Source organism: Vibrio sp. zbq_1 (assembly GCF_043102935.1).
GTDB lineage: Bacteria > Pseudomonadota > Gammaproteobacteria > Enterobacterales > Vibrionaceae > Vibrio > Vibrio parahaemolyticus.
Genome location: NZ_JBICJH010000023.1, coordinates 1 through 19,490, shown reverse-complemented (window position 1 = coordinate 19,490; position 19,490 = coordinate 1). Strand labels below are relative to the sequence as shown.

Below are 19,490 nucleotides of genomic sequence, written 5' to 3'. Positions count from 1 at the left end.
AATTAGCTTTGGTCCTGAGCGCTTGATAACGCTGATACACACCAAAAAGCAAAAGACTGAAAATCTTTTGCGGCTTGGCTCGATGGCGAATAGTGTTGAACGGTCGTCAGGTTTGCCACACATTCAAGCAATGCCGTATCTCGATGAATCGAAACAGGAATCAACGATTCGCTAAGTTCCTTTTTCAGCACCAACATGAAATCACGACCAATTTCGGTTTCTGGCTGATACTTATTCACCAAAAAACGTAATTTGTCAGAGCGAAGCAATCTCGATAGCTCTTCATGTTGTAGCCAAGATTGAAGAGTGAGATAACTCAGGGCATCTGCCGTTACCACCACCACAATCATGTCCATTGAGTCGACAAAAGATCGCACTTCAGGATCAGTAAGCTCTGCTAAGTCGGCGTGAAAAAGCAGCCACTGCTCACCACGGTTTTCGCTCACTTGCAACGTCATTTCACCTAGCATTGATAGGTAGTGAGAACGCTCGTTAAAGAACGCTTTTAACTGCTCAGAATTCAGATGGCCAAACGGTAAAAAAAGTGCACCTTGTGGGCTTTCATAACCAGCCTGGGTCCAAGGTTTATCTGAAAGAAGTTGTTTCGCCCAGCCATCTTTCTCTTCCTGCGGCAAGCCAAGATGAGTTTGCAGTAAACTGTTAGGCACCACCTCAATGGCCAGAACCTGTTTGTTTATCTTAACTAATGCTTGTGCCAAGTTCGCAGCGACGGTCGTTGAGCCACAACCACCTTTTAAACTAACAAAAAGAAGGCGTTTCATATCGCTTCCGTTTCTAAACCTTTCTGCTTATTACGCACTTGAGGCAGAGCATTACGAGCACTGTTGGCTTGAAAGACCAACCACTTATTTTTAGCTTGCACGTAAGACTCGTTTTCTGTTGTTTCAATATACTTATGTTGAGTTAAGTTATAAGAAGAGTAGATCGAATTAATATCTTTTGCAGACTCAGTCATAACATTTTTTCACAATATAACGGTGTTTAAACTGCGGTAATGGCAATCCCGCCAGTTACTCTTTGCAGTATAAATTCCATTGTTGAAAAATTGACGCATCGACCTATGCGTCTCATATTTACAGAACGCTAATGAATGTGAACAGGGTTATTTATAGTTCACATAATTAATAAATCCCTAAATGATGTTTGACTTCAGAAACAGGGGTTATGAAGATGAATTGTAATTATCCATTTACGACATATAAGCACAAAGAATAATTTACTAGTAAATCATAGACTTGCAAATTATTGAGTTTAAACTTATAAACATCATATGAAGCAATGCTATAACTATTTTAATTTTTGATCAATTTCGTTTAATATCTCGGCGTCATTTTCTTGTCGCCAAGAAAAGTAACATTGTAACGATTAGCATACAGCGGATTGTAAGCCACAACGCACAACAACAGTAAACCATTGATTATAAGGCCTTTTGATGTCAGCAATCTCCGGGTTATCCGCAATTACTTCTGAACGAGAGATAAATTCTGTTTATGTAAACTTATTTACACATAAGCAAATGGTTATTGATTATTTGTTCAGTACGCTACCAGCAAATAACAACACTTCACTTACAAGCTTTACAGACAAGGAAACTTTTTTGTCTGCATTGAATGATGAGGCCTTATGCAAATTCAATGACTTATCTAAAAATCATCTTGAACAGTGTTTTTTTCTTAGCCACAAATTCACAAATAAAGCGCCAAACGCTATAAAGCTTGCAAAAGATATTCATCAAACAAATATAAAGAAACTCTCTACATATATATTAGTAGTTCCAGATTCACTGGTATCATCAAGTGACGATTATTTTGTAAGTATTTTCCTACAAAACTTAAATGAACTGGCAAATAATAAAAAACTCACTATTAGTGTTTGTATATATGGGTATCTGACGACTTCACTATTAAAGCCCATTCTGATTTCTCATAATAGATACATTGCAGGTTTGGCGACCATGACATCATTAGATGATGCTCGCTACTGCTATCTTGTGGATTTTTGGTCCAATAAACACGGTGTAATTTCCCAAGACGAGTACCTTCTCTCTAGCACTAAAGATAAGAAGCTAAAAGCAACGCCTTACGAAACGCATCAATCTCGTGTCATACCGGAAGACAAATCGGATAGTGATAGAATATATATTAGTAGAAGAGCCTTCAGAGAAAACGAGAAAGCCCCAAAAGGGATGCGTATGGCCGAGAGTAATCAAGAACTCATAGCGATGTTAAACAACCCTCGCTCTTCAACTATTGTTTTCAGCTGTGATAACCAAAGCGAAGTTCAACAGATCGCGTTAGATTGCTACCGTTTAAGGTCCGCATATGGTCGTCAGCTAAAGATTATTGTCAGGGAGACCCAACAATGTCTGAGATATGCAGATGAAAAGTTCTTACTCCGCGCGGGGGCGAACTTCATTTCACATGCGCAGATCCCCCATATGCGCTTTATGACTCAGGTTGAAGCAATTCAAGGCCAAATGCTTACACGCCCAATTCCTGACAGTTTAGAGGCGCTCTTAAAGCATGACTTTAAGTTTGGTAGCAAAGGCTACTTACAAAACCAGGACTTTAACCAATACTGTATTGACGTCATTTCCCACTCAACACACTCAAGTGTGAACTTTGCGCTCATCAAGCTGAACTTATTGCCAGGCATGACGGCAGAGGAATGTTTACGTCTTTGCCATATTCGAAGAGATGGCGACGTTGTGACAGCCTGCAAAAAAGCTCTATATGTCTTGTTCAGTGCTATTCGACAAAGCGATATTGATATTGCACTAAACAATATATTTGAGTTTCCAGTGAGAGACTTGTTTCACTCAACTCACACGTTTGATACTCAATTAGATATCGAAACAGAGCTAAAATTCATCGTTCAAGATGAAGCCGTCATATCCGATGACGTTTCAACCTTGACGACAGAGAGGGAAATATTCCATACCACCACCAATTCCATGGTTGATGTTCCCCCTTTGTTTGCTGTCAAAAAGGCCATTGAGCTTAAGGAACGTTCATGAATATTAACGACTTTTTACTGACCGCGAGTATCAGCTTAGGTATTGGCCTACTCCTAGGATACTTTCTTCGTGACCTAGTAAACGCAACCACACGCTTTTACCAAAAGCACTTAAAACGCTCGCGCTATTTTGAGCTAGATACATCAGCCACTAACACCAAGAAGCTTAAGTAATGACATCGCATTCTCATGACTCTACCCCCTTCACTATAGGATTGGGCTGGTGGAACATTTACTTTATCGCAAAAATAGCGCTCTATTTTCAGGGAATCATCGATTTCCATCCAATGGAAAACTTTGCGCTGTTGATCTTCATCCTGCTGCCAATCTCGATGAAAAGCCTAAATACGGTGCGTCATATCGTTGTATTTGTCGCCGCAGCGTGGCTCTTGCATTACGATTCTTATCTCCCTCCGCTAGACCGTCTTTGGGCTCAAGCGGGACAATTAATGCAGTTTGAATTGAGTTATCTGGTCGAACTTTTGGGACGATTTTTATCATTCCAAGCAATTCTCGGATTGCTCGCTTTGTGTGGTGCGTACTTTATTTTGAGCAAGTTCGTTAGAGTTTCAGTCTTTGTGGTTATTGCTATGATCTATATAAGTATGCCAGTGACGACTGAACCTCCGACAACAGTGGCTGCAGAAGTAACTCAACAACAGCCGCCAACCGAGGTTACTGCTAGCAAACAACCTCAAATAACGGAAATTAACGATGCAAGTCTCAACACGTTAACTGCAGATTTTTTTTCTAAAGAAGCTTCTCGACGTGTGACATTCGATACTAGCAGCGCAACAGATACTCCTTTTGATTTGTTGTTCTTGAGTATTTGTTCGGTCGCGTGGGATGACATCGAAATTGCAGGACTGGCCGATCATCCTCTGTTCAAAGAGTTTGACATCATGTTCGACAATTTTAGTTCCGCTACATCATACAGCGGGCCTGCGGTCATTCGTCTGCTACGAGCCAATTGCGGTCAACAGGAACACAGTCAACTGTTCCAACCAGCACCTTCAAAACAGTGCTACTTGTTCGAAAGTTTGAAAGAGCTAGGCTTCAAAGAAAATTTACTGATGAACCACAATGGTGTCTTCGATAGCTTCCTTGAATTGATCAAGAAAGACGGCGACTTACAAGCGGCTCTTATGTCTCAAGAAGGTTTAGCTCCTTACCAAAAATCTTTTGATGGCTCTTCGATCTTCCGCGATAAGCAAGTATTGGATAACTGGTGGCAGCAAAGACTTAACAGTAGTGACGACAAAGTCGTGGCACTCTACAACTCAATTTCACTACACGATGGCAACCGGATCATCAATACGAATTCAAGCACATCCATTGCTAGCTACAAAATGCGCCTTAAGAATTTGCTTGATGATCTCTACGCGTTCTTTAAAACCTTAGAGTCCTCAAAGCGCAACATTGTTGTGGCCTTGGTACCAGAACATGGTGGTGGTATGCGAGGAGACCGAATGCAGATTTCAGGTATGCGAGAAATTCCTGCGCCAACGATCGTTCACACCCCGGTAGGAATTAAAATCTTCGGAGAAGGAATTCAACGTCAGGGCAACACAGAACACGTCAATGCGCCCTCTAGCTATCTGGCGTTGTCACAGCTCGTGTCGAATATTCTGGATAAAAACATTTATCAAAGTAAGACGTTTAGCCCTTCAATATTGACGGAGAACCTACCAGAAACACGCATTGTCGCGCAGAACTCCGGTTCTACTGTGATTGAAGTACAAGGAAAGTATTATGTTTCTCTTGATGGTTCTAGTTGGATTGAATACCCAACAAAGTAGTTCCAACTAAACCATACGATGCTGCCTAAGGCCGGAACTTCCGGCCTTTGTTTTGCCTAAAATCGCCCCGCTATCGTTTCTTCTCAACATCTTCGATTGTCTACAACCCAAAAATGCGTGAAAATGAATCAGTTATTATGCACTCAAGGGAATAAATCATGCCTATCGATTCACTGATCACTATCGGTATTTTCGTCGTCCTCGCTGTCGTTATCTTGTCTTCAGCCATCAAAACGGTTCCACAAGGAAACAACTGGACAGTTGAGCGCTTTGGACGCTACACCCACACATTAAAGCCGGGTTTAAACTTGATCATTCCATTCGTTGATAAAATTGGTCAAAAAGTAAATATGATGGAACGTGTGCTTGATATTCCAGCACAAGAGGTCATTTCAAAAGATAACGCAAACGTAGTGATCGATGCGGTTGGTTTCGTTCAAGTTATCGATGCGGCTAAGGCGGCTTACGAAGTAAACGATTTAGAACACGCGATTCGTAATCTAACGCTAACGAATATTCGTACCGTACTTGGCTCGATGGAACTCGATGAAATGCTGAGCCAACGTGACATGATCAATACCAAGCTGCTAGCGATCGTGGACCAAGCAACAAACCCTTGGGGTGTAAAAGTCACGCGTATTGAAATAAAAGATGTTCAGCCACCAGCCGATCTAACTGCTGCAATGAACGCTCAGATGAAAGCAGAGCGTAATAAACGTGCTGAAATTCTCGAGGCTGAAGGTGTCCGTCAGGCAGAAATCCTCAAAGCAGAAGGTCACAAACAATCGCAGATTTTAAAAGCAGAAGGTGAAAAACAGTCTGCTATCCTCCATGCTGAAGCGCGTGAGCGTGCTGCTCAAGCGGAAGCAAAAGCGACTTACATGGTTTCCGAAGCCATCGCAAAAGGCGATATGCAAGCCGTTAATTACTTCATCGCGCAAGGCTACACAGAAGCTCTCAAGAGTATTGGTCAAGCTGAAAACGGAAAAATCATTATGCTACCTTTGGAAGCAACCGGACTCATGGGCTCTGTTGCGGGCATCGCAGAAATGTTTAAACAACAAAATAAAGATTAGGACCCAGTTATGGACTTGTTCAACCTGCTTGATGGCATAACATTTTGGCACTGGCTTGCATTCGGCTTTGTGCTGCTTGCCGTTGAGCTACTTGGTACAGCGGGTTACTTTCTGTGGTTGGGGTTATCGGCGTTATTAGTGGGAGCGTTATTGGCAGTGCTCCCTTTCGGCTGGCAACTTCAATGGTTATCTTTCGCGACTTTCAGTTTGCTGACAACTTGGTTATGGTGGCGACGCCAGTGGTCAAGAGACAAACAAGATGATCAAACAAGAGATCTCAACCAAAAGTACAAGCAGTTGATTGGCCGCAGCGTGATACTTGAGGAAGATTTTTCAATTGGGTTAAACAGAATTCGCATCGCCGATACCACCTGGTCTGCACAGTGTGAGCAAAATATCCCAGCTGGTACTCGTGTAAAAATCGTCGCGATCGATGGAATAATCCTCATTGTGGAGCCTATTTCTGAGTAATTTATGTCAAAGTAATGAAGTAAAGACTGCTTCATTACTTTCTTTTCTCTCAACTCTTTTTATTTCATCGTGTTATTCAATTTGTCCTTAAAAAATAAGTAATATAAATATTATTAAATTCCATCTTGTAAATCCTATTGATATTCATCAACTAAGAATTAATCAAAAAGATAGTTCACTGCTTCCAGTTATTTTCAATCTAATTTCAATATAAAAAATAAAACAGTGTTGAATTAATTTTTGATCTTTCCAACTCCCTATACATACTTAATCCATAAGCATAAAGGTAAATGCTTATATTTTAGGTAAGTAGAAAAGTCTTTTCTACCGTTTTATTGATAACTGAGTTGGTCCTCACCACGCCAAAGGCAGAGCTTGTTTCAGCGCGGTTGGACACACAATGGGTGACACCATTTACTGTGGTATGTGTGAGCGGTATTAAGGTAAAGAGACATGTTTTTGTTTGAGTACTTAGCACGCCAAATACACAAATTTTGGGTAACAGGCGTAATAAAGTCTTAAACGTAGAGGGTGATCGTTATGAAATTATTAGCCGGAATACTATTAATATGTTCAGCTACAATTCCATTTACTATTCAAGCAAATGGCGCTTCAGGAGGAAGAACATTAGCACCTGAAGTGAAATGTGAATTACCAAATGGTAATGTCCACATGCTGCCACCGTTATATTGCAAAATGTATGACGGCAGAGAAGTAAAATAGAAAAAGGAGCCATTAGGCTCCTTTTTGATTATTCACTAATTGATTAGTGGAAGCTGTAAGGGATAAGAACTTGTAGACGTAGGTCTGTCTCGTCCGCGTCGCCAGCACCAGCGTACTCGTCACGCTCTAGGATTGTACCGTGTAGACGGATTGTAGAGCCTTTAAGCGCACCACTCTGTAGAGAGTAAGATACTGTTGCGTTGAATGCGTACTCGCTTTCGTAATCCCAGTCACCAGATGCACCGCTTGCAGCTGAGTCGGCACCAGAACCGTAACCAAAGCCTAGGTAGTAGTTCCAGCCGTTACCTTGGTTGTAAGATAGACGGTTGTACCATGCTAGCTCGCCCGCTTTGTTCCAGTCAGATAGAGCATCCCACCACTGAGACCAAGTACCGTTGTTCATACCGTAAGTATGGATAGTACGTGGAACGAAGTCAGAACGGTTGTCTGTGTCTGTGTAACGTAGTTCAGACATCCATGCTAGCTTGCCGAAAGACTGGTTCAAAGATAGACCAGTGTGGAAACCTAGACCATCGTATTTCACATCGTCATCAACACCGTAGAAGTCAAATGCAAGAGTTGTACGGTCACTTACTGTGTACTTCAAGTAAGCTTTGTAAGATGTGTTGTCAGTTTCGTTGTGGTAGCTAGTCACTTGACCTGCGCCCCAGTCGATACCATTTGCGTATTTAACGCCAGTCGCTTGACCAAGACCAACTTGGAAGAACAAGCTGTCAGTTAGGTTACCGTTTAGACCTAGAGAGTGTAGGTAGCTCCATGAAGTGTCAGACCAAAGCGCTGGTGCGTAGTCATCTTCGTGAAGTAGCCAAGGTGCTGTGAATTGGTCTGCACCGAAGTAGCTTAGGTTGAAGTCGCCTAGCTTAGCGTTTAGTTCGAAGCCACGGTAAGTACCAGGTACAAAGCTCCATACGTTACCAATAGTACCGTTACCACCAGCTTGTAGCATACCTACACGAGCGTTAAAGTTTTCGTTTGCTTTGAATTTAAGCGCAGCTTTGTAAACTTTAAGTTGTTGGCCGTCACCTGCACCCCAATCTAGGTTGTTACAGGTTGAGATTTCGTTACATAGGTAGCCTTCGTTTGAGTTGTAAAGGCTGTCGTTGTAAAGATCACCAGAGTAGTAAGCCGCAACATCTGCACCAACCCAACCATCGTGGTAGCCAGAAGTGAAGTCTAGGATAGCGTTGTAAGAAGAGTAGTTTAGACGGCTCCAACGGTCACCGTTCTCACCACCAGGTTTACCTGTAGTACGTGTACGTGAACGAGTGTCAACTAAGAACATTGCATTAAGACTAGAGTCATGCATAAATTCGTTCACTTTCTCTACGTATTCACCACCCGCTGCACTCTCAGTCGATGCAGTAGCTGGAGCAACAGCAACAACACCAAACATTGCTGCAGTTAACGCTGAAACCTTAAAAAATTTGTCCATGGAAAAACTCCTAAAAATGGATATAGCTGTATTTTTCTATCTCACCTTTAGTTGGCCGCCGAAGGAGAGAAGTAAATTCCTGATTAAACCTCATTATTTCTAATTTGGTTTTTTTTAGTTCCTGCATACACACCGTGTATCCACGCCATTAAGACTAACTTCGCACCTAAAAACATCCAAACGGAACTTATTTTTTTTCTAAAAAAATATGAGCCACGCCAAAGTTCCATATAAGTTATTGATCCAGATCTTATTTTTAACACCAACACCGCAACATTGAATATATACATTTAAATTCAAACACTTAAATCACCACGCAAACATTCAACATGAAGTGCATCGCAGACTTGAATACAAATAGATTCGGATATTCGAAGGGGAGATCCTGATCACTGAAACGCAGAAAACACAAAACCAAGACATACAAACACACTTAATATGCGTAAAGAAAAAGCCCCACAAGCTTTGCCTGTGGGGCTTTTAGTTATTTTTTATCTTTTTTGATAGTGCTTAATTTATCAATTCAAGCAAGTCTTGCTCAGTTTTTATCTCGATACCCAATTCTTGCGCCTTAGCGAGCTTAGAACCTGCATTTTCACCAGCAAATAAAATATCGGTTTTCTTGGAAACACTGCCAGTGACTTTTGCACCCAAAGATTGCAACGCCTCTTTTGCTTCAGTTCGTCCAAGTTGAGATAGTGTACCCGTTAGCACGACAGTTTTACCTTCTAGTGGCAGTTCTGCGCCTTGCTCAGGTGCACTAACTTCTGGCCAGTGGATACCTTGCACAAGGAGATCTTGAACAACGGCTTGGTTTTGCTCTTCTTCAAAGAAAGTCGTAATGTGCTTCGCAACTACCACACCAATATCTTGAACAGCAATAAGTTGTTCTTCCGTTGCAGCTTGAATCGCTTCCAGTGATTTAAAGTGTTGAGCTAGGTTTGCCGCCGTTGCCTCGCCCACTTCTCGAATACCTAACGAGTATAAGAAACGTGGCAAGGTTGTTAACTTCGATTTTTCTAACGCATTAACAATGTTTTGAGCAGATTTTGGCCCCATGCGCTCCAATACGGTTAATACGCCAGCCGAAAGCTTGAATAGATCGGCAGGTGTTTCTACCATTTCACGATCGACCAATTGCTCGATAACTTTGTCACCTAAACCATCAACATCCAACGCTTTACGTGAGACGAAGTGCTTGAGCGCTTGCTTACGTTGAGCTTGACAGACCAAACCGCCAGTACATCGAGTCACCGCCTCCCCTTCGATACGCTCTACGTGCGAACCACAAACAGGACACTGAGTTGGGAAAATAATATCTCGCGCCGTTTCTGGTCGACGCTCTTTGATGACAGAAACCACTTGAGGAATCACATCGCCAGCACGACGAATCACGACCTGATCACCAATCTTTACTTGAAGGCGCTCAATTTCATCCGCATTATGCAGCGTTGCGTTACTCACCGTCACGCCACCAACAAACACGGGCTCTAACTTAGCAACAGGAGTGATCGCTCCCGTTCGGCCAACTTGGAACTCAACTTCATTCAATGTGGTGATTTCTTCTTGAGCCGGGAATTTGTATGCGATCGCCCAACGTGGAGCGCGAGCAACAAAACCCAGGCGCTCTTGGACGGCAATATCGTCAATTTTGATCACGACTCCGTCAATTTCGTAAGGTAATGCATCACGACGCTGCAGAATGTCTTGATAATAAGTTTTTACGTCTGCCAAACTGTCGACTCGCTTGGTCTCTGGACACATTGGCAGCCCCCAAGATTTTATCTGTAGAAAACGCTCATAGTGACTGGCTGCCAAATCAGCCCCTTGCACAACTCCAACACTGTATGCGTAGAAGCTAAGTGGACGCGAAGCCGTAATACGCGAATCTAATTGACGTAAACTGCCTGCTGCTGCATTGCGAGGGTTCACAAATACTTTTTCGCCCTTCTGACGCGCAAGCTCATTCAACTTTTCAAAGCCCGCTTTCGGCATAAATACTTCACCACGAACCTCAAGACGAGCTGGCCAGTCATCACCCCTCAGCTTCAGAGGAATGGCATTAATGGTGCGCACGTTTTCAGTGATGTTTTCACCCGTAGTACCATCACCACGCGTTGCCGCTTGAACTAAAATACCGTTTTCATACAGCAGACTCACGGCTAAGCCATCTAGCTTTGGTTCACAACAATACTGCTTAATGCTTTCTCCACCGATTCGGTCTTGAGCACGTTTATGGAAGCTGTCGAGTTCACTGTCGTCGAATGCATTATCTAATGACAACATTGGGACTTCGTGTGTCACCTGACTAAATTCAGAAAGCGGCTTACCACCCACTCGCTGACTTGGCGAATCAACCGTAACTAAATCAGGATGTTGAGCTTCAATTTCTAGCAGTTCACGCATTAGGCGGTCGTATTCTGCATCTGGAATCTCTGGATTATCTTCCACGTAGTAGCGAACGGCGTGGTAGTGCAACGACTCTTTGAGTTCTTCTAGCCGTTGATGTACTGATTCAGACATAGTAAAGCCCCGTATATTGTCAATCGATGAGGTTGGGAATCCATGAAAAAGGGCTCCAATCGGAGCCCTTTTATAATTGGGTAGTAAGATTATGCGTTAGCCGCATTAAACTCAACTATTTGGCGTCGATAAGCAGCTAAACGGTCAGGAGTCATTAAGTTTCTCTTGTCATCGAGAACATTTCCTCCCATATCATCCGCAATCTGCTGCGCAGTTCTCAACATCAAGTTGAAGTTTTGCTCAGCTTCGCCATAGCAAGGCAACGTCATAAAGAAGGAAATGCCTTTCGTCGAAAACTCTGCGGGATCACCATGCTCAAGTGTGCCCGGATGCATCATGTTAGCCACACTGAACAGCACTTTACCGTTACCAGATAAATCAACATGACGATGGAAGATATGCATCTCGCCATAGATAAGACCATTTTGCTGCATACTGTCAAAAAGTTCAGTGCCAATAAATGGTTCTTCGCCCGCACAATGAACATTCAACACGATCACTTGCATTTCCGGCTCTGGCTTTGGCTCTTCTGGTTGTTCAACAACGGCAGGAGCCACTTCTTCAACCATTTCCATCTCTTGTTTAGGCGCATCAAATGCAGAAGGCATAATCTCTTCTTCAATCACCTCTTGCATTGGCTCTTCGACTTCAGACGGCTGAATTGCTACATCTTCAACATCGTTTTTCATCGCGACAAAAGAAGGGATTTCCTCGGCTTCTTCTTTTACAGAAGGCTTTTCTTCTGTCACACCACCAAGCAAGGGATCTGCCTCAAACTTACTATCAAACGTATTTTCCATCCCAAAGTCTGGTTCTTTGCGATCTTTACGGATGATTTCGAAATCGTCTTCAGGGGCAGGAGCGAAACTGCGCTCTTGCTCAACCGAATCTTTATCTCCTTGGTCAACATCCAGCTTACCAAGTGGCTTGTTGCCAAATTTTGCTTTGCCTTCTTTCTTACTGCTCCACAAACCATGAAACAGCAATGCCGCGATGGCTAATGCGCCAACAACAATGAGTACGAATCGCAATTCCTGCATTATTTACTCTCAATATACCTGTTTTTACTACTCGCAATTCCTTGAGCAGCAACCCAAGTGCAATAAATCTGAATGATACGTTTACTTTACCAAAACTATATGTAGGTTTAGAACAACTTAATGCAAGAAGTTCCGTTTTTTGTTGTGATTCTTGCCACGATTCCACTTTGCAAGACCCTAATTGTTAGGGCATTGAAAGAAAATCATCGACAGGTACAATGAGTTCTCACTCACACGAAAATATTGGATATGAAGATTAACAATCAGCAACGAACCGGATTCGGTTACTTCCTATACGGAATTCAATTGGCGCTCTCCCCAGAGATAAGACGTTTTGTCGTGTTACCACTTTTAGCAAATATTATTCTCGTGGGTGGGGCTATCTTCTATCTATTCTCCCACTTGAACATGTGGATTGAAGGTTGGATTGGACAGTTACCAGAGTTTCTCTCTTGGCTCACGTATATCTTGTGGCCCCTACTTGCTCTAACGATACTGGCCACCTTCTCTTATTTCTTTAGCACGTTAGCCAACTTTATTGCCGCTCCCTTCAACGGGCTGTTAGCAGAAAAAGTTGAAGAGACGCTAACCGGAAAAAAAATTAATGACGACGGCTTTACGGCTGTTCTAAAAGATGTGCCTCGCGTACTTGCTCGCGAATGGAGAAAACTGCTTTATATACTGCCTAAAGCAATTGGCTTGTTTTTGCTCTTACTTATCCCGGCACTAGGGCAAACTGTTGGCCCGGTTTTATGGTTTATCTTTACCGCGTGGATGCTCGCGATTCAATATTGTGATTACCCGTTCGATAACCACAAAATTCCGTTCAACGACATGCGTTACAAATTGAAACAAAAGCAAGGTAAAGCCTATGGCTTTGGTGTGTTGGTTTCAGTATTCACAACGATTCCAATTTTGAACCTTATCGTCATGCCTGTTGCAATATGCGGTGCGACCGCCATGTGGGTGGCAGAGTTTAAACATCAGCGCTAGGTCAAATTTAGTGAAAGGGAAGGCTGTTCGATGCGCTTCCCTTTCTTTTTACTAAATTCTCGGCCAACCTAATAAGATATAACTTTTTAATCCTTTTCCCTTTTTTTTATACCGCATATTCTTCTATCCATATTCACACAACGTGTAATGAAGGAACATCACTATGAGCAAAATCTACGAAGATAACTCTCTTACCATTGGTAATACGCCCCTAGTTCGCCTAAACAAAGTGAGCAAAGGTAACGTTCTAGCGAAAATTGAAGCACGCAACCCAAGCTTCAGTGTTAAGTGCCGTATCGGTGCAAACATGATTTGGGAAGCAGAAAAAGCTGGCACTTTAAAGCCAGGCGTAGAACTAGTAGAACCAACCAGTGGTAACACAGGTATCGCATTAGCGTTCGTAGCAGCCGCTCGCGGTTACAAATTGACTCTAACTATGCCTGAATCAATGAGCCTTGAGCGCCGCAAGCTACTTAAAGCACTAGGTGCAAACCTTGAGCTAACCGAAGCAGCGAAAGGCATGAAAGGCGCAATTGCTAAAGCAGAAGAGATCGTAGCAAGCAATCCTGAAAAATACCTTCTTCTACAACAGTTCAACAACCCTGCTAACCCGCAAATTCACGAGAAAACCACTGGCCCTGAAATCTGGGATGCGACAGACGGTGAAATCGATGTGCTAGTAGCAGGCGTTGGTACGGGTGGCACTATCACTGGTACAAGCCGTTACATTAAAGGTGAGAAAGGTAAAGCGATCACTTCTGTTGCTGTAGAACCTGCAGAATCACCAGTAATCGCGCAAGCGCTAGCAGGCGAAGAAATTCAACCAGCACCACATAAAATCCAAGGTATCGGTGCAGGTTTCATTCCTGGAAACCTAGATTTGGACATTATCGACCGAGTTGAGCCAGTGACTTCTGAAGAAGCAATTGAGATGGCTCGTCGACTAATGGAAGAAGAAGGCATCCTTGCGGGCATCTCTTCAGGCGCAGCTGTTGTTGCTGCGAACCGAATTGCAGAACTACCTGAATTTGAAGGAAAAACCATCGTGACAATTCTGCCAAGTTCAGGTGAACGTTACCTAAGTACGGCGCTATTTGCTGGTATCTTTACCGAAAAAGAGAACCAACAATAATATGTGGTCAAATCAATTTTTCGTCTAAAAAAGCCCCGTTCAGGGGCTTTTTTGTTGATCCCTGCCCTACCTTTGGTAATATCAGGGTGTTTTATTTCTAGCTTCAAAATAAAGAAGCAGAACACAAAAAGGTTTCAAAGTAATTGCGCACGCAAACAGTTGCGTAGTTACCAAACTTTTGACTAGTATCAGAACTGACACGCTTTGAACTCTCCCGTGCTAGCGCACAAGATATAAAGCAGTTAAGCTAAATCTAGTCACAAACTAACAAAAAAATACATTTATTGGGGTATATCACATGTACGAGAAGCAAGTAGAAATCACAGCAGAAAACGGTCTTCACACTCGTCCAGCTGCACAGTTCGTTAAAGAAGCTAAAGCATTCGACGCGGACATCACTGTGACTTCTAACGGTAAAAGCGCTAGCGCTAAGAGCCTATTCAAACTACAAACACTAGGCCTAGTAAAAGGTACTCTTGTTACTATTTCTGCTGAAGGCCCACAAGCTCAGCAAGCTGTAGACCACCTAGTTGCTCTAATGGACCAACTACACTAATCCGGTCTCCTACTCCAGAAGCCATTTTGTGAAAGCAAAATGGCTTCGTTGGAAATAGGCTCAAAACTAAGCTAAAACTATTCGTTAGCGCACCCATTATTCTCCCGTTTTATAAAGTTGACCAAACTTAAGGTAAGGCTATGATTTCAGGCATCCTAGCATCTCCTGGTATTGCAATCGGTAAAGCACTACTACTTCAAGAAGATGAAATTGTCCTAAACACAAACACTATTTCTGATGATCAAGTAGAAGCAGAAGTTGCACGTTTCTTTGACGCTCGTAACAAATCTGCAGCTCAGCTAGAAACTATCAAGCAAAAAGCGCTTGAAACTTTCGGCGAAGAAAAAGAAGCGATCTTTGAAGGTCATATAATGCTTCTTGAAGACGAAGAGCTAGAAGAGGAAATCCTAGCACTTATCAAAAACGACAAGATGACTGCTGATCACGCTATCCACTCAGTGATCGAAGAACAAGCATGTGCTCTTGAGTCTCTAGACGACGAATACCTAAAAGAACGTGCAACTGACATCCGTGATATCGGTTCTCGTTTCGTGAAGAACGCACTAGGCATCAACATCGTTTCGCTAAGCGACATCAATGAAGAAGTTATCCTAGTTGCTTACGACCTAACGCCATCTGAAACAGCGCAAATCAACCTAGACTACGTGCTGGGTTTTGCTTGTGACATCGGTGGTCGTACTTCACACACTTCTATCATGGCTCGCTCTCTTGAGCTTCCTGCTATCGTTGGTACTAACGACATCACTAAGAAAGTTAAGAATGGCGACATGCTGATTCTTGACGCGATGAACAACAAGATCGTTGTTAATCCATCAGAAGCTGAAGTAGAAGAAGCGAAAGCGGTTAAAGCTGCATTCCTAGCTGAGAAAGAAGAGCTAGCAAAACTTAAAGACCTACACGCAGAAACAACAGATGGTCACCGCGTAGAAGTTTGCGGCAACATCGGTACAGTGAAAGACTGTGACGGTATCATCCGTAACGGTGGTGAAGGCGTTGGTCTGTACCGTACTGAATTCCTATTTATGGACCGTACTGCGCTACCAACTGAAGAAGAACAGTACCAAGCGTACAAAGAAGTTGCAGAAGCAATGAACGGTCAAGCTGTGATCATCCGTACTATGGATATCGGCGGCGATAAAGATCTACCATACATGGATCTACCTCAAGAGATGAACCCGTTCCTAGGTTGGCGTGCAGTACGTATCAGCTTGGATCGTCGTGAAATCCTTCGTGATCAACTACGTGGCATCTTACGTGCGTCTGCACACGGTAAGCTACGTATCATGTTCCCAATGATCATCTCTGTTGAAGAAATCCGCGAGCTTAAGAACGCAATCGAAGAGTACAAAGCAGAGCTACGTGCTGAAGGTCTTGCATTCGACGAAAACATCGAAATCGGTGTAATGGTTGAAACACCTGCAGCAGCAGCGATCGCACACCACCTAGCGAAGGAAGTATCTTTCTTCTCTATCGGTACAAACGACCTTACTCAGTACACTCTAGCGGTTGACCGTGGTAACGAGATGATCTCTCATCTTTACAACCCTCTATCACCAGCTGTACTAACCGTGATCAAGCAAGTTATCGACGCTTCTCACGCTGAAGGTAAGTGGACTGGTATGTGTGGTGAGCTTGCAGGCGATGAGCGTGCAACACTTCTACTTCTAGGTATGGGTCTGGATGAGTTCTCAATGAGCGGTATCTCTATCCCTAAAGTGAAGAAAGTTATCCGTAACTCTAACTTCGCAGAAGTGAAAGCAATGGCTGAAGAAGCACTTTCTCTACCTACTGCAGCAGAAATTGAAGCAGTAGTTGAAAAGTTCATTGCTGAGAAAACTCAATAATCAGTAGTACCAAGTTATTCAATACTTAATGGCCATTAGACGGCGAAAAAAGTCGTCTAATGGGCTATATTGGTATACTATAATTCGACAGAATAAAACCAAACCTTAGGAGCATGACACAATGGGTCTGTTTGACAAACTTAAGAAGCTTGTATCTGATGACAGCGCTGACGCTGGTGCAATCGAAATCATCGCGCCACTATCTGGTGAAATCGTAAACATTGAAGATGTGCCAGATGTTGTTTTCGCTGAGAAAATCGTTGGTGACGGTATTGCTATCAAGCCAGCAGGCAACAAAATGGTAGCTCCTGTAAACGGTACTATCGGTAAGATCTTCGAAACTAACCACGCATTCTCTATCGAGTCTGACGACGGTGTTGAGCTTTTCGTTCACTTCGGTATCGATACAGTTGAACTTAAAGGCGAAGGCTTCACGCGTATCGCTGAAGAAGGTCAAACTGTTAAAGCTGGCGACACTGTAATTGAATTCGATCTAGCTCTTCTAGAAGAGAAAGCGAAGTCAACACTAACTCCAGTTGTTATCTCTAACATGGACGAAATCAAAGAGCTGAACAAGCTTTCTGGTTCTGTAACTGTTGGTGAAACTCCAGTTCTACGTGTAACTAAGTAATTTTTACTTATCCGAACACGAAAAAACGCTGCCAATGGCAGCGTTTTTTATTATCTGAATTTTTTCTGGCCGATGCGCATCGCTGAAACACGTTCAACTGAGCAAGCCTAGTGCAGAGCTCGGCCTTTGCTTCGCTTGAGCAAGTAATGCAGTTGTCGCATCCTGCAGAACCTGAGAGCGCACCATTACTGTCGACTCCCGAGCAAAGTCTGTATCTCGAATTCGCCCTTTTGATTCCGAAACACTCCGGTTAATGGTGTTTAAATTATCGATCGTGCCACTCACACGATTCTGAAATCCACCGATTTCACTGCGATGAGAATCAACATACTTTATCGCCGCATCCACCACACCAATAGCAAGCTGAGCGCCTCCTACTGTCGACATATCGAGATCATCAACGGTCACCAACTCACCGGAACCTATATCCATCTCATCGACAAAATTGCCTTTCCATGTGACGCCTTCTGGCGCATTCAGTGTCGAGGTAAAAAACTGCAATTGATGCTCTTGCGTTACGGAAGCATCGACTACCGATTGCTGGGCATTAATGTAGGTTGCCACTTCTTCAAGGCCATCGCCTACTTTGAGTGTTAATGCTTTAGATTGCGTTTGGCCTTCATTGTCTTGATATTCAAACGCGAACTGTTGGTTATCTCTCGTTACCCGCCAGTCTTTGTCTAAACTGTCACCCAGATAATGTTGTCCGCCCATTTCAGGTATGTGCGTACGCATGTTTCTGAGCGTCAATGATATAGAGTTCGCATTGGCGCCAATATGAAAACTCTGAGAACCATAAGAGCCATTGAAGAGGTTTTTATCCGCGAATGTCATCGTGATTGCCACACGATCCAATTCATCTTGTAGTGCAATAACTTCTTGTTGAAGACTTGTACGATCATCCTGTTCATGGCTGCCATTTGCGGCCTGAAGCCCGAGAGAGCGTAACCGTTGCAGAATATCACTGCTCTCATGCAACGCGCCTTCTGCGGTTTGAGCGACAGAATAGGCATCGTGAGCATTCCTTAAGGCGACATCAATCCCTCTCGTTTGAACATGGAGAGTATTCGATATTTGTAGGCCTGCAGCATCGTCGCTTGCTGAGTTAATCCGATATCCCGAAGACAGGTTTCTCTGTGACGCAACGTTTTGATCGGCTGCTTGGCTAAGATGTCGCTGCGTTATCATTGCGGCAACATTGGTATTTAAAGAGACCATCTAATCGATATGAATGCCTTGTCGAACATCCTGTTAGGACGCATCTAAATCGGTATAGCCGATAAGCAAAAAGCCAGGGATGAGCCTGGCTTTTGTATCTTGTCGTGTTAGGTAGATTAACCTAGAAGACTTAGCGCTGAGTTTGGCGCTTGTTTCGCTTGCGCAAGGATTGAGCTAGACGCTTGCGATAGAATTTGTGACTTGGTCATTGCCGTCGTTTCTTTCGCGAAGTCGGTATCTTTGATACGGCTCTTCGACGCGTTCACGTTCTCGTTAATGTTGTCCAAGTTGCTGATTGCATGGTTGAAACGGTTCTGGAATGCACCCAGCTCTGCACGGTGGCTGTCTACGTATTTCAGTGCCGCATCAATGATTGCTACTGATTCTTGTGCGCCGCCAACTGAAGTTACGTCGATAGTATCAACCGTAACGTTTTTCTTGTCGTCGCCTAAGCCTAGTTCACCAGACAGACCGCCAGAGAATGACACTTCGCCTTCTACTTTGTTGTTACCAGCAAAGATTTGCAGTTTGCCATCTTGGTCTACTGACGCTTTCACTAGGTCTGTTTGACCGTTGATGTACGTTGCTAGCTCTTCGATGTCATCGCCCGCTTTCGCGTTGATGTTGATTTCTTGCTCTTGACCAAAGCTGTCTGTTAGGCTGATTTTTAGGTCGTTTTTGCCTTGTGCAACGTTCCAGTCTTTGCCTTTACCGCTTTCAGCCTGGTAGCTCACACCACCCATCATTTTGTTGTCTGAGCGCATGTCTTTAAGCTCAAGCATTACTGCTTCACCGTTATCAGCACCGATTTGGAACGATTTCGCACCATGTGTGCCGTTTAGTAGCTTGTTACCACCAAAAGAGGTGGTTTCTGCGATACGGTTTAGTTCGTCGTTTAGTGCTGTCACTTCTTCTTGAATCGCAACGCGCTCTGCTTTCGAGTTTGAGCCGTTTGCTGATTGTAGAGACAGGTC

At 43.4% G+C, this 19,490-nt stretch carries 18 protein-coding genes; 11 read left to right on the top strand and 7 right to left on the bottom strand.

Annotation, left to right across the window (positions count from 1 at the left end):
- Positions 1 to 2 precede the first annotated feature (2 nt).
- Positions 3 to 782, bottom strand: coding sequence for a cellulose biosynthesis protein BcsQ (gene bcsQ, locus ACF8CV_RS11255; RefSeq protein ID WP_021484815.1), 780 nt, complete (start codon positions 780 to 782; stop codon positions 3 to 5).
- On the bottom strand, positions 779 to 976 hold the full coding sequence (locus tag ACF8CV_RS11250) for a hypothetical protein (protein WP_020840230.1): 198 nt from the start codon (positions 974 to 976) through the stop codon (positions 779 to 781). The genes bcsQ and ACF8CV_RS11250 overlap by 4 nt, the downstream gene beginning before the upstream one ends.
- A gap of 477 nt (positions 977 to 1,453) precedes the next feature.
- Here ACF8CV_RS11250 and bcsE point away from each other — a divergent pair, with 477 nt between their 5' ends.
- From bcsE to ACF8CV_RS11220, 6 genes are all read left to right on the top strand, one after another.
- Positions 1,454 to 3,037, top strand: coding sequence for a cellulose biosynthesis protein BcsE (bcsE, locus tag ACF8CV_RS11245; RefSeq protein ID WP_138938600.1), 1,584 nt, complete (start codon positions 1,454 to 1,456; stop codon positions 3,035 to 3,037).
- Positions 3,034 to 3,210, top strand: coding sequence for a hypothetical protein (locus ACF8CV_RS11240; protein WP_021449654.1), 177 nt, complete (start codon positions 3,034 to 3,036; stop codon positions 3,208 to 3,210). Before bcsE ends, ACF8CV_RS11240 begins: the two co-directional genes overlap by 4 nt.
- A complete protein-coding gene (gene bcsG, locus ACF8CV_RS11235; protein ID WP_025555975.1) occupies positions 3,210 to 4,835 on the top strand; it encodes a cellulose biosynthesis protein BcsG in 1,626 nt (541 codons plus the stop codon). Before ACF8CV_RS11240 ends, bcsG begins: the two co-directional genes overlap by 1 nt.
- Positions 4,836 to 4,993: 158 nt before the next feature.
- Entirely contained in the window at positions 4,994 to 5,911 is a 918-nt protein-coding gene (locus tag ACF8CV_RS11230) for an SPFH domain-containing protein (protein ID WP_005454552.1), read from the top strand.
- A 9-nt stretch (positions 5,912 to 5,920) separates the two neighbouring features.
- Positions 5,921 to 6,382: an NfeD family protein gene (locus ACF8CV_RS11225; RefSeq protein WP_023624139.1), complete on the top strand. Its 462-nt coding sequence runs from the start codon at positions 5,921 to 5,923 to the stop codon at positions 6,380 to 6,382.
- A 540-nt stretch (positions 6,383 to 6,922) separates the two neighbouring features.
- Positions 6,923 to 7,105 carry a hypothetical protein gene (locus tag ACF8CV_RS11220; RefSeq protein ID WP_071651861.1) on the top strand — a complete coding sequence of 61 codons (183 nt, stop codon included), beginning with the start codon at positions 6,923 to 6,925 and terminating at the stop codon, positions 7,103 to 7,105.
- A gap of 43 nt (positions 7,106 to 7,148) precedes the next feature.
- Here the strand turns inward: ACF8CV_RS11220 and ACF8CV_RS11215 are convergent, their stop codons facing one another.
- The 3 genes from ACF8CV_RS11215 to zipA form a co-directional block, all read right to left on the bottom strand.
- On the bottom strand, positions 7,149 to 8,558 hold the full coding sequence (locus ACF8CV_RS11215; RefSeq protein ID WP_005454568.1) for a porin: 1,410 nt from the start codon (positions 8,556 to 8,558) through the stop codon (positions 7,149 to 7,151).
- Positions 8,559 to 9,068: 510 nt separating this feature from the next.
- Positions 9,069 to 11,081 (bottom strand): NAD-dependent DNA ligase LigA, encoded by a 2,013-nt coding sequence (gene ligA, locus ACF8CV_RS11210; protein WP_025611976.1) that lies wholly within the window; start codon positions 11,079 to 11,081, stop codon positions 9,069 to 9,071.
- 89 nt (positions 11,082 to 11,170) lie between these two features.
- A complete protein-coding gene (gene zipA, locus ACF8CV_RS11205) occupies positions 11,171 to 12,121 on the bottom strand; it encodes a cell division protein ZipA (protein WP_005454582.1) in 951 nt (316 codons plus the stop codon).
- 249 nt (positions 12,122 to 12,370) lie between these two features.
- Between zipA and cysZ the strand changes: the two genes are divergently transcribed.
- The 5 genes from cysZ (at position 12,371) to crr (ending at position 17,298) form a co-directional block, all read left to right on the top strand.
- Positions 12,371 to 13,114, top strand: coding sequence for a sulfate transporter CysZ (cysZ, locus tag ACF8CV_RS11200; RefSeq protein ID WP_005489850.1), 744 nt, complete (start codon positions 12,371 to 12,373; stop codon positions 13,112 to 13,114).
- A gap of 163 nt (positions 13,115 to 13,277) precedes the next feature.
- Positions 13,278 to 14,246, top strand: coding sequence for a cysteine synthase A (gene cysK, locus ACF8CV_RS11195; RefSeq protein ID WP_005489833.1), 969 nt, complete (start codon positions 13,278 to 13,280; stop codon positions 14,244 to 14,246).
- 298 nt (positions 14,247 to 14,544) lie between these two features.
- Positions 14,545 to 14,802 carry an HPr family phosphocarrier protein gene (locus tag ACF8CV_RS11190; RefSeq protein ID WP_005436894.1) on the top strand — a complete coding sequence of 86 codons (258 nt, stop codon included), beginning with the start codon at positions 14,545 to 14,547 and terminating at the stop codon, positions 14,800 to 14,802.
- Between the two features lie 140 nt (positions 14,803 to 14,942).
- Positions 14,943 to 16,667 carry a phosphoenolpyruvate-protein phosphotransferase PtsI gene (ptsI, locus tag ACF8CV_RS11185; RefSeq protein ID WP_005489822.1) on the top strand — a complete coding sequence of 575 codons (1,725 nt, stop codon included), beginning with the start codon at positions 14,943 to 14,945 and terminating at the stop codon, positions 16,665 to 16,667.
- Between the two features lie 121 nt (positions 16,668 to 16,788).
- Positions 16,789 to 17,298 carry a PTS glucose transporter subunit IIA gene (crr, locus tag ACF8CV_RS11180; protein ID WP_005382041.1) on the top strand — a complete coding sequence of 170 codons (510 nt, stop codon included), beginning with the start codon at positions 16,789 to 16,791 and terminating at the stop codon, positions 17,296 to 17,298.
- Between the two features lie 93 nt (positions 17,299 to 17,391).
- Here crr and ACF8CV_RS11175 read toward each other — a convergent pair whose 3' ends face one another.
- Together ACF8CV_RS11175 and ACF8CV_RS11170 are read right to left on the bottom strand one after the other, a co-directional pair.
- Complete coding sequence (locus tag ACF8CV_RS11175) at positions 17,392 to 18,516, bottom strand: flagellin (protein ID WP_138938601.1); 1,125 nt, start codon at positions 18,514 to 18,516, stop codon at positions 17,392 to 17,394.
- Between the two features lie 116 nt (positions 18,517 to 18,632).
- On the bottom strand, positions 18,633 to 19,490 hold an 858-nt coding region (locus tag ACF8CV_RS11170; RefSeq protein WP_273977096.1), incomplete at its 5' end, for a flagellin.